The following is a 14854-nucleotide window of genomic DNA, read 5'->3' on the forward strand; positions in this document are numbered from 1 at the left end:
ACCAGCTCAGCGACTCGTACGCTGAGTCAGCGTACGGGTGCAGAGGGTGGACGGTACGCGTAACAGTCCGTGACCATGGGTGAGTTGCGGACCGGGACAGGCGCAGGCACAGGGCACGGGAGGTGGCCGGACATGACGGACGGCGTCGGCGGAACAGGTGGAGCGACGGGCGCGAACGGGGAGCCGGAGCCGTCGGACAGCCTGAAGGCGTTCGGGGAAGTCGTCAAGGTCTTCCGCAAGCGAGCGCTGCTGACACAGGAACAGTTCGCCCCGATGGTGCGGTACTCGGTGCCGACGGTCGCCTCGATCGAACAGGGGCGGCGGTTCCCACCGCTGGCGTTCGTCGAGCGGGCAGAGGACGTGCTCAACGCATTCGGGGTCATCAAGGCTGCAGCCAAGCACTTGTCGAGGCGGCCGGGCTTGGCGAGTTGGTTCCGTCAGTGGGCGCAGTTGGAGACGGAAGCGCTCAGCCTGTACACATACGAATGCCGATTGGTTCCAGGGCTGTTACAGACGAAGGCATACGCGCGAGCACTGTTCGTAAATCAGCTTCCGCCGCTCGGAGACGAGCAGATCGAGGCACAACTCACGGCTCGACTCGATCGACAGCGCCTGCTGACGGAACGGCCCAACACCGCGTACAGCTTCATCCTCGAAGAGCACCTGTTCCTACGGCGAACGGGCGGTGCGGAGGTCACAAGGAACCTCATCGATCACGTTCTCCGGCTGGTCCAGCTCCGGAACATCGAGGTCCAGATCATGCCGCAGGTTCGGGAGAGTCACGCCGGGCTGGACGGTCCAATGAGGCTGTTGGAGGCCCCGGATCACAAGTGGTTCGGCTACAGCGAAGGACAGGAAAGTGGTCACTTCCACGCCGACCCGGCAGTCGTCAGCATGCTCCAGATGCGGTATGCCAGGATGCGTTCACAGGCTCACTCCCTCGAATACTCCGTGGGCCTGTTGCAGCGGATGCGAGGAGCGGTATGAGCACCACAGACCTGTCCTGGTTCAAGAGCAGCTACAGCGGCGGATCCGGCGACTCCTGCGTAGAAGTCGCCCTCTCCTGGCGCAAGTCCACCTACAGCGGCGGTTCCGGCGATGACTGCGTAGAGGTCGCCGCTTGTCCCACCACCGTCCACGTCCGCGACTCCAAGGTCGAGCAGGGTCCCCAGCTCGACCTCTCCCCCGCCGCCTGGACCGGCTTCGTCGCCTACGCCGTGAGCGACTGACCGGACGGGAGACCGGCACGACACCGCGCCGCGCACCGGATCAACTCCGTTGCGCGGCGCGGCGGGTATCACATGTCAGGCATCACGTGTCAGGACAGCGCCAGCTCGGTGACGTTGTTGGCCTCCAGGACCCACCTGGCGCTCAGGTCGCCCTCCTTGACCCGGGCGTCGCCGTCGCCCTTGAGGACGCCGATGCGCTTGCCGGACAGGGCGATCTGAATGGTGTGGGTGTACTCGTGTACCCACCTCGCGCTGAGACCGCCCTCCTTCACGTACGCGTTACCCCTGTCGGTCACGACGCCGATGCGGTTGCCCGAGAGTTCGAGCTGGATGACGTCGTCGTGCTCCCGGACCCAGGAGGCGCTGAGGCCCCCCTCCTTCACCCAGGCGACGCCGTCAGCCGTGAGAACGCCGATACGGTTGCCCGCCAGGTCGATGCCGATGACGTTGTCGTGCTCCCGGACCCAGGTGGCGCTGAGGCCCCCCTCCTTCACGTACGCGTCGCCGTTGCCCTTCACGATGCCGATGCGGTTGCGCGAGAGCTCCAGTTCCTTGACCTTGTCGGCCTCCTTGACCCACGTCGCGCTGAGGCCGCCCTCCTTGACGTAGGCATCGCCGTTGTCCTTCAGGACGCCGATGCGGTTGCCGGAGAGTGCGATCTGCTTGACGTCGTCGGCCTCCCGGACCCAGGAGGCGCTGAGGCCGCCCTCCTTCACCCAGGCGACGCCGTCACCCGTGAGAACGCCGATGCGGTTGCCGGACAGGGTGACCTGCTTGACGTTGTCGTGCTCCTTGACCCACGTCGCGCTGAGGCCACCCTCCTTGACGTGCGCGTCGCCGTTGGCACGCAGGACGCCGATGCGATTGCCACCGTCTCCGGAGACCGTGCCGGGCACCGCATGGGCCGTGGACGCACCGGTGAGACCGGCCAGCGCCAGAACGGCGGCGACCGCGGAGAGAGTCCTGAGATTCATCCGATTAACTCCTGTACGCAGAGCGACCCTTGGGTCCGGGTTTCGGTGCCCTTGGGGGGATTGGTCAATCCGAAGACATTCTTCGACCGGAAGGGCGGGCGGTGCGTCGGCCATTGGAGTGGTGACGGCGCACTGAGCGGGTTCCTGCCGTGCGCCGGGGGGCGAGCGAGGCGCGGCGAGAACGCAGCCACAGGACCGGGGCAGTACGCAAAGCGGCAGGGTGCATGCGGGAGCGGTGCGCCTTGATAGCGTCGCTCCCGCGATTGCGGACCGCTCCCCGCCGGGGTCGTCGCCGCGCCCGGACGGCCTGCCCTCGACGGACGGCCGACGGAGCGGGCGTGCTGACGGTACGGGGACGTTCGCGGCAAGGACGAAGAGGGCCGACGCATGAGCCTCGCGCAGTTGCACTACACCTCTGCCTCTGCGGGGGACGACGGGGGCGGCGCACGGTTCACGGCGGTCAGCGCCGGTATACCCACGCCGGTGCTGGCCGAGGCCGAGCAGCTCCTCGGCTACGAGCCGCCGGCCGGGGCCCCGTACCACCCCACGACCGCTGAACTCCGATCGTTCCCTGAGGCGTTCAGCTTCAGCGCACTGTCCGACGGCAGCCACCTGCTGAGCCGTACGGTGGCGCTCGGCGGCCCCGGAGCCGGCCGTTTCCACGCGCACGCGGTGCATCTCCCGGCCGGTACCCGGCTGCCGGGTGACGCGCCGGCGATCACGGCCTGGCGGTCGCCGAACTGGGCCTCCACCACACCGGACGGCGGCACGCCCGGCCGAATAAGCTCCCTGCCCGCCTCCGCCGCCTTCGGGCCGGAGGCGCTGAACGACTTCGCGGTCTCCCGGAGCCCCTGGCTGGCGGCGGTCTTCGCCGACCTGCGCCGGGCCAGCGAGGAATCGTCGTCGACGCGAGTGGTTCTCGTGGAGCGGCAGAGCGCCGATGTGGCCCGGTGGATCGCCCTGGCCGGAGCCGTACTCCCGCCGGAGAACGTACAGCGGCTGACCTTCACGACCTACACCCGCCGTCCCGCGCACTCCCCGCACCGGGTCGTCGGAGTGCTGCCGGAGGACGCACCGGAACCGAGCGGCTCCGACATCGGACTGCGGGTGCACACCTGCTCCGGGCCGCGCCCGGAGGGACCGGTGGACGACGCCTGGGCCGAGACCTGCGCCCGGATCTGGCGGAGCCGGTCTCCGGAACTGTTCCAGGCGGCGGCAGAGCTGCCCGGCGAGCCCTTCGCCGCCGGACCGCTCGCCCTCATGGCGCTCTGCGCGGGCATCACGCTCGGCCCCGTCGAACGTGCCGCGGCAGCTGACTGGGCCGCAGAGCGGCCGTACGCGCTGGACGAGGAGCGGACGCGGCGGCTGGCCGACGCACTGACCGCTCCCGGCATCGACCGCACGACCCACGAACTGTCCTGTGTGGCACGGCTGTTGACCGCCCTCGACGGGCGGTCCCCCGCCGCCACAACCGCATCGCTCGCCGCCCTGCTGGTGACGGAGGCGGTACGCGGTGGCAATGTCATACTCGAACTACCCGCGCGCTCGGCCTTCGCCGAACCGGCCGGCGAACGTGCCGCCGCCGCACTCGTCACAGCCCTCGGCGACGACCTCCGTACCGAGCTCGCCACCGGCGCACCCACCGTGCCCGGCCCCGGTGTGGCGCGCACCGTGCAGCTGCTGCGGATCGCACGGCTGCTCGACGTGGACTGCGCGGACCTGCTCCCCGATGTTGTACGCCGGATGGCCCGGTCCCTGCTCGACGAAGGGGCGGCCGACTGCGTGCCGGTGCTGCTCGGCCTCCTGGACGAACAGTTCGATGTCCGTACCGGGCTGCTGGGCGAACTGGACCGGATCGCCCCGAACGATCCGGCGGGAACGGAGCGGCTGCTGACCAGTGTCGCCCTGCCGTTCACCGGGACGCAGGCGCTGCCGCATCTGCGGATGTGTGCGGCGGCGGCGGACGCCAGGGCGGGCGGCGGCGACCGGGTGACGGTGCTGCACACGGTGCTCCGCGCCGGTGGAATGTCACCCTTCACCGAACCACTGGTGCTGCGCACGGCGGTGGGGCTGGTCTGGGGCGAGGCCACGCCCACGACGGGCGAGGCCCGGCAGCTGCTTGGCGGGACCACCTCCGACGCGCACCGTACAGCCGGTACGTGGTCTGCCCTGGTCGCGGCGGCGCTCGGTGCCCCCGCCGACGACGAGGAGGCCCCCGAACTCGCCCATGACCTGCTGCGCGGCTTCCCTCAGGAGATCGACGCGCGGGTGCGCGGCGCCCTGCTGCTCCTGGAGTTCGCACGGGATGTGCGGTCGGGGGCGGCGGAGCCCGGCTGGACGGAACGGGCCCGGAAGCTTTGCGCCGGGGCCGAACCGGTGGAGCCGGGCGTACGCGACCAGGCGTTCGGCGCACTGGCCGGGAGGCTGCTCGCTCCGGACCGGCCCGAGGCGGAGCTGTACGCGTTCGTCCACAGCGACGACGCGCACCTCATCACGGCCTATGGCCGGGCTGCCCGTCATGACACGGTCCTCGCCCGGCTGCGTTCCGAACCGGCTTATGTGGCCGACTGCTTCACCGTCTGGAGCTCACACCCGCATGCGGGTCGCGCCTGGAGCGAGACGCGAGCGGCGCTGCTGGAGGAGGTGCTGCGACCTGTGGTGCGCGGCTTGTCCGCCGGTGAGGTGGCGGCTGTGGAGGAGGCCGCCGAGCGTACGGGCAGCAGCCGCACGGCGGAGGCGTTCCGGGCGTGGAACCGGCCGCCGGGCGGCTTCGGCAGACGGCTCGGCAGCAGGCTGACAGCACGGGTGCGGCGGTCGTAGGGACGGAAGCCCCGTCGGGAAGCACGAGTGCCGGTCGTGCGGGCCCGAGTCTTCCCTGGGGTCGCGCACCCACTGCTGCGGCCGGAGAGCGCCGAGGACGAGAACGAGGGCTGACGCCAGGCGCCGGCCCTCGCTCAGGTCGTGGCCGTCAGCCCTCGTCCGGCGTCAGCCACAGCGAGATCGAGTTGATGCAGTACCGCTGGTCCGTCGGGGTCGGGTAGCCCTCTCCCTCGAAGACATGGCCGAGGTGCGATCCGCACCGGGCGCAGCGGACCTCGGTGCGGACCATGCCGTGGCTACGGTCCTGGATCAGTTCGACCGCGTCCGTGTCCTTCGGGTCGTAGAAGGAAGGCCAGCCGCAGTGCGACTCGAATTTGGTGTCGGAGCGGAACAGCTCCGCGTCACAGGCGCGGCAGGAATATACGCCCGTGGTCTTGGTATCGGTGTACTCGCCGACGAAGGCGGGTTCGGTGCCGGCCTGGCGCAGCACCGCGTACTCGGCGGGGGTCAGCTCCGCCCGCCACTGCTCGTCCGGCTTCTCGATGTCGTACGACACGGCGCTCCCTCAGCTCGACAGGTGGTCCAGGATCTGCGGGCCGAGGTCCGTGACGTCGCCCGCCCCCATGGTGAGAACGAGGTCGCCGGGCTTCGCCATTCCCGCGATGGCCCCGGGGACCGCCGCCTTGTCGTGGACCGCGGTGACATCGGCGCCCGCGGACCTTGCGGCGGCGATGATCAGGTCGCTGGTGATGCCGGGGATCGGGTCCTCGCGGGCCGGGTAGATGTCCAGAACCACGGAGGCGTCGGCCAGCGCGAGGGCCTGGCCCATCTCGGCGCCGAGCTCCTGGGTGCGGGAGAAGAGGTGGGGCTGGAAGACGACCAGGAGGCGTGCGTCGGATGCGGCGCCGCGCATCGCTTCGAGGTCCGCGGTCATCTCGGTGGGGTGGTGTGCGTACGAGTCGATGACCTGCACCCCGGCCGCCTCGCCCTTGAGCTGGAGGCGGCGCTTGACCCCGGTGTACTTACCGAGGGCCGAGGCCAGATTGTGGGCCGGGATACCGAGGGCGACACCGGCGGCGAGGGCCGCGACCGCGTTGAGGGCGTAGTGACGGCCGGGCACGGAGACCGTGAACGTGAGGAACTTCCCGTTCAGGAGGACCGTGACCTCGCTGGTCAGACCGCGCGGGGTGACCTTGTGGACGCGTACGTCGGCGGTCTCGGACTCGCCGTAGGTGACGACCTTCACCGAGGACAGGGCGCGCACCCGCTCGGTCAGCTCGACGGCGCCGGGCTGGTCGGCGGCGATCACCAGGGTGCCATCGGGGACGATCTTGCCGACGAACGTCTCGAAGGATTCGTAGATCTCGTCCATCGAGGCGTAGTTCGCGTGGTGGTCCAGCTCGACGTTGAGGACGATCGCGACTTCGGGGTCGTACTTCTGGAAGCTGCGGTCACTCTCGTCCGCCTCGGCGACGAAGATCCGGCCCTCGCCGTGCGCGGCGTTGGTGCCCGGGCCCGCGAGGTCGCCCCCAATGGCGTACGAGGGGTCGAGGTTCAATTCGGACAGGGCGACGGCCAGCATCGATGTGGTGGTCGTCTTGCCGTGCGTACCGGCCACCGCGATCGCGCGCAGGCCCCCCATCAGGGAAGCGAGCGCGTCGGAGCGATGCACGACGGGGATCGACAGCTCGGCGGCGCGCACCAGCTCCGGGTTGTCGGGGCGAATGGCGCTGGAGACGACCACGCACGAGGCGTCGTCCGCCAGATGTCCGGCGGCATGTCCGATGTGGACGGTCGCCCCCAGCGCCCGCAGCGCCTCGGCCGTTCCCGACTCCTTGGCGTCGCTGCCCGCGACCTTCGCGCCGCGCTGGGCGAGGATCTTCGCGATGCCCGACATTCCGGCGCCGCCGATGCCGATGAAGTGCGGCCGTTCCATGGCGGCAGGAATACCGGGTGCCATGCGTGTGTCTCCCCAGAAGTCGAATCGAGTACCCGCCCAGCCTATTCGCTGTGCGCGAAGAGCTTCAGCACCGGTACGCCGACCTTGTGCCGGGCCCTGGACGCCCAGTCCCGGTGGAAGAACTCTTCCACGTAGTGCGGTGCCGTCAGCACGATCACTTCATCAGCCCCCGCCTCGTCGACCACGGACTTCAGCTTGTCCAGCGGGTGCGTCTCGATGACCTGTCCGACCGCTTCGGAGCCTGCCTGCCGCAGGGCCTCGAGCGAAACTTCGAGCGCCAGTTCGGCGGACTGCCTGGCATTCTTGCCCTCCGGTTCCTCACCCTCCCGGGCGGCTTCCTTCAGATCGCCCATCGCCAGGTCGTCGATGGCCCGCAACAGCACATCGGCCTGGTCACCGCGCGGCTGCATGAGCACGACGAAGGAGGTCTGCTCCTCCCCGTGCAGGGTGGTGACGAACTCGACGTCCTCGGAAGTGAGGGGCTTCTCGATCATCAAAACGCTGGTGAACACCACGGGCGCCCTTCTGCTTCAGTGACCGTCACCGGTCTCTGCTGAAACCGTCCTTCCCCGTGCTCGCACGGGGTCTGCGAGAGTAATTGTGCCCTCCGGGGGCTAACCGGAACGACAAATTCCGCTGATTGTCAGATCCGACGGTATCGAGTGAAGAGGAACCCGGCCTCTTCCAGCATCGATGTCAGGGCGAATCGTTCCGGCACGGCCACCGACGGGCCACCGGCGATCCGCTGCGCGTCTCCGGCGGTCAGCATCGGCGAGAGCGTCAGACAGAGCTCGTCCAGCACCCCGGCCGCCACGAACTGGCCCAGCATCCTCGGCCCGCCCTCGGTCAGCAGCCGCTTGAGTCCACGGTCCGCCAACTCCTGTACGGCCCTGGCGGGGTCCACCCGGGAGCCCTCCCCCGCGATCACCACCTCGGCGCCCGCCTTCCGCGCTGCCTGGATCCGGTCTGCAGGGGCTCCGGTACCGGTCAGCACGAGGGTCGGGACGAGCGGCGAGGCGAAGAGCGGCAACGAGAAGTCCAGGTCCAGGCTGCCGCTCACCACGGCGATCGCCGGTGCGGGCCCCTGCCCGGCCGCGGCCCGGCGGGCAGCGAAGGCCTCGCGGGCCCTGGCGGGCCGGTAGCCCTCCAGCCGCACGGTCTCCGCGCCCGCCACGACCACATCTGCCAGAGCGCGCAGGGTGCCGAAGATCAGCATGTCGCTCGCGCAGGAGATCGGCTGCGAGCGCCCGTCGTGCTGGGCGGCGCCGTCGAGCGTCGAAACCATGTTGGCGCGCAGCCAGGGGCTGTCCTGCTCGGGGTACGCGTAGGCGTCGGCCAGCTGGTCCAGGCTCCACTCCCCTTCGTCGTCAGCCGGTGTCAGGTCGGTCACAGGGAAGAGGCGTCGCATGTTCTGCAGTCTGGCACGGCGCTTAAGGTTGAGGGTTGTGTCGTCCTCCACCGCCGTGCCGGGGCAGAGCCCCATAGCCGAAACGGCCCCGCTGTCCCTGTGTGCCCTTGAGCCGCACGTCCCCGCCGACCGCCTGGTCGCCGAGATGGTGCCGCCACCACGCTTCGACTGCGTACGCTTCGAAACGTATGTCCCGGACCCCGGCCAGCCGAGCCAGGCCCAGGCAGTCAACGTCCTGAGCGGCTTCGCGGCCGGGCTCGGCGGGGCACATGCCACTGGCTCCGGCAAGAACAGGAGAGCGCGAAGCGCTTCCTTGGAGGGGTGGTGGCGGGCGACGGGTGGGCGGTTCAGCAAGAAGCCGGCAGCGCCCGCGGCACCCCTCGGGGTCTACCTCGACGGCGGCTACGGCGTCGGCAAGACGCACCTGCTGGCCTCCCTCTGGCACGCCACGCCCGCCGCACCCTCACTGAAGGCATTCGGCACCTTCGTCGAACTGACGAACCTCGTCGGCGCGCTGGGCTTCCAGCAGACCGTGCGGACGCTGAGCGGGCACCGGCTCCTGTGTATCGATGAATTCGAGCTGGACGACCCGGGTGACACGGTACTGGTGTCATCGCTGCTCAGCCGGCTGGTCGAGGCCGGGGTCGCGCTCGCCGCCACCTCCAACACGCTGCCCGGCAAGCTCGGTGAGGGCCGGTTCGCCGCCGCCGACTTCCTGCGGGAGATCCAAGGGCTGTCGGCGCACTTCCGTCCGCTGCGGATCGACGGCGAGGACTACCGCCACCGCGGGCTGCCCGAGGCCCCCGCGCCGTACTCGGACGAGCAGGTCACCAAGGCCGCGTACGCCACCGAGGGAGCCAGCCTGGACGACTTCCCCTCGCTCCTCGACCATCTCGCCCGGGTCCATCCGAGCCGCTACGGCGCGTTGACGGACGGCCTGCGGGCGGTCTGCCTCACCGAGGTCCAGCCGGTGCCGGACCAGTCGACCGCGCTGCGGCTCGTCGTCCTCGCCGACCGGCTGTACGACCGGGAGGTTCCGGTGCTCGCCTCAGGGGTCCCGTTCGACAAGCTGTTCAGTGAGGAGATGCTGAACGGCGGGTACCGGAAGAAGTATTTCCGGGCGATCTCCCGGCTGACGGCGCTGGCGCGCGACGCGAAGGGTCTGGTGGCGCAGTAGGTTCGGGGGCGTACCAGCCGATGCAGGTTCGGGTGGTACGCCCGAGGTGCCCCGGGGCGCCTCCTATCTCCCGTCTCACCGCGCACACCGTTCGAAGGGATCCAGCATGGCTACCACGCGTCAGGCGCACACGGTCTGGGAAGGCAACCTGATCGAGGGCAAGGGTGTCGTCACCCTCGACTCCTCCGGCATCGGCAACTACGAGGTCTCCTGGCCGTCCCGCGCGGAGAAGGCGAACGGAAAGACCAGCCCCGAGGAGCTCATCGCGGCGGCACACTCCAGCTGCTTCTCGATGGCCCTGTCCAACGGCCTGGCCACCGCCGGCACCCCGCCGACCCGGCTGAACACGCAGGCCGAGGTCACCTTCCAGCCCGGAACCGGCATCACCGGTATTCACCTCACCGTCCACGGCGAGGTGCCGGGTCTCGACGAGGCGGGCTTCGTCAAGGCCGCCGAGGACGCCAAGGCGAACTGCCCGGTCAGTCAGGCGCTCACGGGCACGACCATCACGCTCACCGCGTCCCTGGCCTGATCCCACGGGGCCCCTGTGGGCCAGTGGTACTCACGAGGCTCGTGACCCGCATGGTTCCCGCGCGACGATACGCGTGGTACACACATGCGGGTCACATCTCCTGTCCGCCAGCAGGGAGTTGCCTCATGTCATCAGCATCAGCACGACAGCTCGCAACACGACGACAGGTCCTGGCCGGCAGCGGCGCGGCCGTTGCCTCGATCGCCTTCGCCGGGGCGTTCTCCGAACTTTTCGCGGGCACCGCCGCCGCCCGGGGACACAGCGGCTACGGCCCGCTCGTATCCGACCCGGACGGTCTGCTCGACCTCCCGAAAGGCTTCCGCTACCGGGTCCTGTCCCGGGAGGGCGACCCGCTCCGCTCCGGCGAGGGCCAGGTCCCCAGCAACCATGACGGCATGGCCGCCTTCAGCGGCCGGCACGGACACGTCCGTCTCGTACGCAACCACGAGAACCGCGCCGCCGGAAGAATCCCGGTACCGACCGTCGAGGGCCTCACCTACGACCCGATGGGCAAGGGCGGTTGTACGGTCCTGGAGCTCGACGGCCGCAACAACGTCCTCGGCGAACGCGTCGCCATCGCCGGTACCGCGGTGAACTGCGCGGGCGGCCGCACCCCTTGGAACACCTGGTTGACCTGCGAGGAGACCGAGGACAAGGCCGGCACCAACGGCTACACCAAGGACCATGGCTTCATCTTCGAGGTGGACGGCGCCGATCCGCACCGCACCGGGGCCGTGCCGCTCACCGCGATGGGCCGCTTCCAGCATGAGGCGATCGCGATCGATCCGAAGAACGGGATCGTGTACGAGACGGAGGACGCGTTCGACAAGCCGTTCGGGCTCTTCTACCGCTTCCTGCCCGACAAACCGCTCGGCGGGACGGGCTCACTGCGGGCCGGCGGCCATCTGGAGGCCATGCGGGTGCCAGGCGTCCCCGACCTCTCCGCGGTCCAGGAGACCGGTGCGAGTTTCGAGGGCATCGAGTGGGTTCCCGTACCGGATCCGCAGGCGGCCGAAACCCCGATCCGGTTCCAGGACTTCGGCCCGAAGGGCATCACACACGCGCAGAAGCTGGAGGGCTGCTACTGGGGCGGGTCCGCGATCTACTTCGTCTCCAGTTTCGCGCACAGCTCGCAGGGTTCGGCGGCCGACCACTACGGCCAGGTGTGGCGGTACGAGCCGAAGCGGCGTCGCCTCACGCTGGTGATCGTCTTCGGTCCCGGTTCGGACGTGCAACTGCCCGGCGAGTCCCCCGACAACATCTGCCTGGCGTCCGACGGCGGGCTGATGGTGTGCGAGGACGGCGACGGCTCGCAGCATGTGTTCGGCCTGACGCGGGGCGGCGAGGTGTACGCGATGGCGCGGGGCCGGCAGAACATCGGGACGTCCGAGGAGCCCGCGTGGGGCGAGTTCGCCGGGGTCACATTCGCCCCGGACGGCGGGACGATGTTCGTCAACTGCTATACGCCGGGGACGACGTTCGCGGTGACGGGGCCGTGGCGCTGATGCGTTGATGGGCGGGGGTGGGCAGCTGTTGCCCGCCCCTGCGCGCTACGGGGCCGGGTTCCTGCGAAGCCTTCTGCCAACCGCTCAGGTTCAGTTGGCCGACGGCTTCTCGGGCTTGACCTCACTGGGCCGCACGATCACGAAGCCCTCGCCGTCCAGCCGCAGTTGGACGGCCTCTCCGGACCCGCCGCGCACCATCGAGCCGAGGCTCTGCGAGCGGTGCAGCGATGTGGTCAGGTTGGCACTCCAGCCGACCACCGCGTCCGTGTCGACGCACACCGGCTGCTGGGGCGTGACGGGTATCACGATGGGGTGGCCCTCACACATCAGGCCGAGCTTGCCGTATCCGGTGAAGATGCTGTTGAAGACGCCGCCGCCGGTCATCCCTCCGCCCTTCACCGTCTTGATCTCGTAGGAGAGCGTGGCGTCGAAACAGAGCACGTTGCGGCCGTTGACGGTGAGGACGTCGCCCTGCTCCATGTCCACGATGAAGCAGTCGGCGGCCTCGTGCGCGAACCAGGCCTCGCCCTGGCCGCGGACCGCCATCAGCGGCAGCCCCTCGCCGGTGACGGCACGCTTGAGCAGGCCGCCGAGGCCCTGGCCCTTGCGCTCGAACTGCAGATCACCACGGAAGGCGATCATCGATCCCTGACGGGCGTACATCTCGCCGTTTACGGCGTATTTGATGGATTTGGCGTTCTGCAGGGTCATCCCGGGGGCGGTTGCCTGCTGCGCCATGTTCTCGCTGGAAAAGAGATCGCTCTTCATGCTGTGCATCCTTACCCAGAGCGATTCATTCCGCCAAGAAGCGATTCTCGGGCGGCTGGCAGACTGGGACGAGTGAGTGACAACGACGCCCCCGTATCCCCGTCCGAATCCCCGGCCATGTCCTGCTCCCCTGCGGCGGACAGCCCGTTCAGGTCCGAGCGGACGCACCGGGACGAGGCCCCGCAGTACGTGCTGCCGCTGGTCGTGCGCATCGAGAAGACGGCTCCCCCGGCCCGTACCGACGCGCTGCGGACCGCCGCGCGCGCGGTGCTCGTGATGCTCTCCGACGAGCGGTCGGCCGGCGAGGGCGAGTGGGCGCGGGCGATGCGGGACTGGCAGGATGCCCGGATCCGCAAGGTGGTGCGGCGGGCGCGCGGCGCGGAGTGGCGCAAGGCGTCCACGCTGCCCGGCATCACGGTCACGGGCGAGAGCGCCGAGGTACGGGTCTTCCCGCCGGTGCCTCTGGACGGCTGGCCGAAGGAGCTGGCGAAGCTCCAGGTGTCAGGGACGGATCTGGACGACCCCGAGCCGCCGGCCGCGCCCGATCCCGCGGGCCCGGTGCTGTGGCTGAACCCGGAGCTGGACATGTCGGCGGGCAAGGCGATGGCGCAGGCCGGACACGGTGCGCAGCTCGCCTGGTGGGAGCTGTCCGAAACGGAGCGCAAGGCGTGGCGCGAGGCGGACTTCCCGCTGTCGGTCGCCACTGCGGAGGCGGGCCGCTGGCAGGAACTCACGGTGAGCGGACTTCCGGTGGTGCGCGACGCCGGATTCACCGAGATCGCTCCGGGGTCGTGCACCGTGGTCGCCGACCATCCCGCGCTGCGCGGCTGAAAGGCTGTCGGGAACCTCAAATCAACCTCTGAACGTCCCCCTCTCCGGATTCACCACCACCTGCCAGGGCCATCAGACCTGCACACGGTGGAGGAGGGGGACGACATGAAACTGGGAATCGGCATCGGCTGGCGGCCGGAGATCGCGGACTCCGTCGAGGCACTGCCGGGGATCGACTGGGTGGAGACGGTCGCGGAGAACATCTGCACCGACCATCTGCCCGATTCGCTGGTACGGCTCAGGGCACGCGATGTCACCGTCGTCCCGCACGGCGTCTCGCTGGGCCTCGGCGGGGCCGAGCGCCCCGACGCGGGACGGCTCGCGGATCTCGCGGCCCGGGCCGAGCTGCTCGGCACGCCGCTGGTCACCGAGCACATCGCGTTCGTACGGGCCGGGGGCCCGCGCACCGCTTCGCCGGGGCTGGAAGCGGGCCATCTGCTGCCCGTACCGCGGACCTGGGACGCGCTGGACGTGCTGTGCGAGAACGTACGGATCGCGCAGGAATCGCTGCCGGTGCCGCTGGCACTGGAGAACATCGCGGCGCTGATCTCCTGGCCCGACGAGGAGCTGACCGAAGGGCAGTTCCTGGCGGAGCTGGTCGAGCGCACCGGTGTCCGGCTGCTGATCGATGTCGCCAATCTGCACACCAACCACGTGAACCGCGGCGAAGACCCGGCCACCGCGCTCGACGAGCTGCCGGTGGAGGCCATCGCGTACGTACATGTGGCGGGCGGCGTCGAGAAGGACGGCGTCTGGCACGATACTCACGCCCACCCGGTCACCGAGCCCGTGCTCGACGTCCTGGCCGAACTCCGCTCGCGGGTCGACCCGCCCGGCGTCCTCCTGGAACGGGACGACGACTTCCCGCCGGCCGAGGAGCTGGCGGGCGAAATGATCACGATCCGCGCCACGCTGGACCGGGCGGCTGCCCTCGGCGCCGGTGCGTCCGCGCACGCCGGGAATTCCGTGCCGCGACCTGTCCGGAGCCCCGGTCCGACCCCGGAATCCGTGCGCGACCGGATCGCGGTCGCCCAGACCGCCCTGCTCTCCGCCCTCGTCGCGGGCGCCCCCGCCCCGCAGGGCTTCGACCACCGCCGACTCGGGATCCAGAGCCATGCCCTGGCCGCCAAACGGGCCGGGGTCGTCGCCAAGGTGGCACCCGAGCTGCCGGAGATTCTGGGCGCCGGTTACCGGGACGCCTTCCTCGCGTACGCCAGGACCCGTCCCATGTCCGCCGGCTACCGGCGCGACGCGCTGGACTTCGCCGAGGGGCTGCTGGTCTCCGGCCGGCCCGCCGACAACGCGGCACGGCGCCGGCTGACCCACTGGTGGCAGGACCGGGCCGCCGCGCGACCGCCGCGCCGCGCCACCCGGCTGGTACGAGCGGCCCGCGCGGCCCTGGTCGGAAGGTGACCGGCACGAACACCCTCGCAGGGCTCTGGATTCTGTTTCTGCAGGTCGCATGGGGTGCGGCAGCAATCTCGCGCATCCGGCTCCGTATCGTCTCCACCCACGTTGGCTGCTGCCCGGCGCGTCGACGGATGCCGTAGGGAAGATGACGGACGGTCATGAACCACCCGCAAGTAACGTGTGCACACCCCCGCTGCAGGCTCGGCACCGAGGGAGGCATGGGGTAATGATGGAAAGAGA

At 69.9% G+C, this 14854-nt stretch carries 14 protein-coding genes; 8 read left to right on the plus strand and 6 right to left on the minus strand.

Features of this window, described 5'->3' with window-relative positions; genetic code table 11:
- Positions 1–132: 132 nt before the first annotated feature.
- Together ABT115_RS12955 and ABT115_RS12960 are read left to right on the plus strand one after the other, a co-directional pair.
- The gene (locus ABT115_RS12955) at positions 133–987 is read left to right on the plus strand and encodes a helix-turn-helix domain-containing protein (protein ID WP_351787751.1); all 855 of its coding nucleotides are present in this window, start codon (positions 133–135) and stop codon (positions 985–987) included.
- Positions 984–1229 carry a DUF397 domain-containing protein gene (locus tag ABT115_RS12960; RefSeq protein ID WP_351787754.1) on the plus strand — a complete coding sequence of 82 codons (246 nt, stop codon included), beginning with the start codon at positions 984–986 and terminating at the stop codon, positions 1227–1229. Before ABT115_RS12955 ends, ABT115_RS12960 begins: the two co-directional genes overlap by 4 nt.
- A gap of 89 nt (positions 1230–1318) precedes the next feature.
- Here ABT115_RS12960 and ABT115_RS12965 read toward each other — a convergent pair whose 3' ends face one another.
- Entirely contained in the window at positions 1319–2203 is an 885-nt protein-coding gene (locus tag ABT115_RS12965) for a leucine-rich repeat domain-containing protein (RefSeq protein ID WP_351787757.1), read from the minus strand.
- A gap of 387 nt (positions 2204–2590) precedes the next feature.
- On the opposite strand from ABT115_RS12965, the gene ABT115_RS12970 reads away from it, so the two are divergent.
- On the plus strand, positions 2591–5023 hold the full coding sequence (locus ABT115_RS12970) for a GTPase-associated protein 1-related protein (RefSeq protein WP_351787760.1): 2433 nt from the start codon (positions 2591–2593) through the stop codon (positions 5021–5023).
- 148 nt (positions 5024–5171) lie between these two features.
- Here ABT115_RS12970 and msrB read toward each other — a convergent pair whose 3' ends face one another.
- The 4 genes from msrB to ABT115_RS12990 all read right to left on the minus strand — a co-directional run bounded on the left by msrB (position 5172) and on the right by ABT115_RS12990 (position 8391).
- Positions 5172–5579: a peptide-methionine (R)-S-oxide reductase MsrB gene (gene msrB / locus ABT115_RS12975; protein WP_351787763.1), complete on the minus strand. Its 408-nt coding sequence runs from the start codon at positions 5577–5579 to the stop codon at positions 5172–5174.
- A 9-nt stretch (positions 5580–5588) separates the two neighbouring features.
- Positions 5589–6983, minus strand: coding sequence for a UDP-N-acetylmuramate--L-alanine ligase (gene murC / locus ABT115_RS12980; protein ID WP_351787765.1), 1395 nt, complete (start codon positions 6981–6983; stop codon positions 5589–5591).
- 41 nt (positions 6984–7024) lie between these two features.
- Positions 7025–7477: an indole-3-glycerol phosphate synthase gene (locus ABT115_RS12985; protein WP_351787870.1), complete on the minus strand. Its 453-nt coding sequence runs from the start codon at positions 7475–7477 to the stop codon at positions 7025–7027.
- A 149-nt stretch (positions 7478–7626) separates the two neighbouring features.
- Entirely contained in the window at positions 7627–8391 is a 765-nt protein-coding gene (locus ABT115_RS12990; RefSeq protein WP_351787767.1) for a pyrimidine reductase family protein, read from the minus strand.
- Positions 8392–8428: 37 nt separating this feature from the next.
- Between ABT115_RS12990 and zapE the strand changes: the two genes are divergently transcribed.
- From zapE to ABT115_RS13005, 3 genes are all read left to right on the plus strand, one after another.
- Positions 8429–9568 (plus strand): cell division protein ZapE, encoded by a 1140-nt coding sequence (zapE, locus tag ABT115_RS12995; protein ID WP_351787769.1) that lies wholly within the window; start codon positions 8429–8431, stop codon positions 9566–9568.
- Between the two features lie 106 nt (positions 9569–9674).
- The gene (locus tag ABT115_RS13000) at positions 9675–10100 is read left to right on the plus strand and encodes an OsmC family protein (protein WP_351787771.1); all 426 of its coding nucleotides are present in this window, start codon (positions 9675–9677) and stop codon (positions 10098–10100) included.
- A 125-nt stretch (positions 10101–10225) separates the two neighbouring features.
- A complete protein-coding gene (locus ABT115_RS13005; protein ID WP_351787774.1) occupies positions 10226–11605 on the plus strand; it encodes an alkaline phosphatase PhoX in 1380 nt (459 codons plus the stop codon).
- A 90-nt stretch (positions 11606–11695) separates the two neighbouring features.
- Here ABT115_RS13005 and ABT115_RS13010 read toward each other — a convergent pair whose 3' ends face one another.
- Positions 11696–12373 (minus strand): AIM24 family protein, encoded by a 678-nt coding sequence (locus ABT115_RS13010; protein ID WP_351787777.1) that lies wholly within the window; start codon positions 12371–12373, stop codon positions 11696–11698.
- Between the two features lie 117 nt (positions 12374–12490).
- On the opposite strand from ABT115_RS13010, the gene ABT115_RS13015 reads away from it, so the two are divergent.
- A complete protein-coding gene (locus tag ABT115_RS13015) occupies positions 12491–13204 on the plus strand; it encodes a peptidyl-tRNA hydrolase (RefSeq protein WP_351787873.1) in 714 nt (237 codons plus the stop codon).
- Between the two features lie 105 nt (positions 13205–13309).
- Entirely contained in the window at positions 13310–14617 is a 1308-nt protein-coding gene (locus ABT115_RS13020) for an MbnB/TglH/ChrH family RiPP precursor modification enzyme (protein ID WP_351787780.1), read from the plus strand.
- Positions 14618–14854 lie beyond the last annotated feature (237 nt).

The sequence above is a fragment of the Streptomyces sp. NPDC001832 genome (genome assembly GCF_040297265.1).
In the GTDB taxonomy this organism is placed as follows: domain Bacteria; phylum Actinomycetota; class Actinomycetes; order Streptomycetales; family Streptomycetaceae; genus Streptomyces.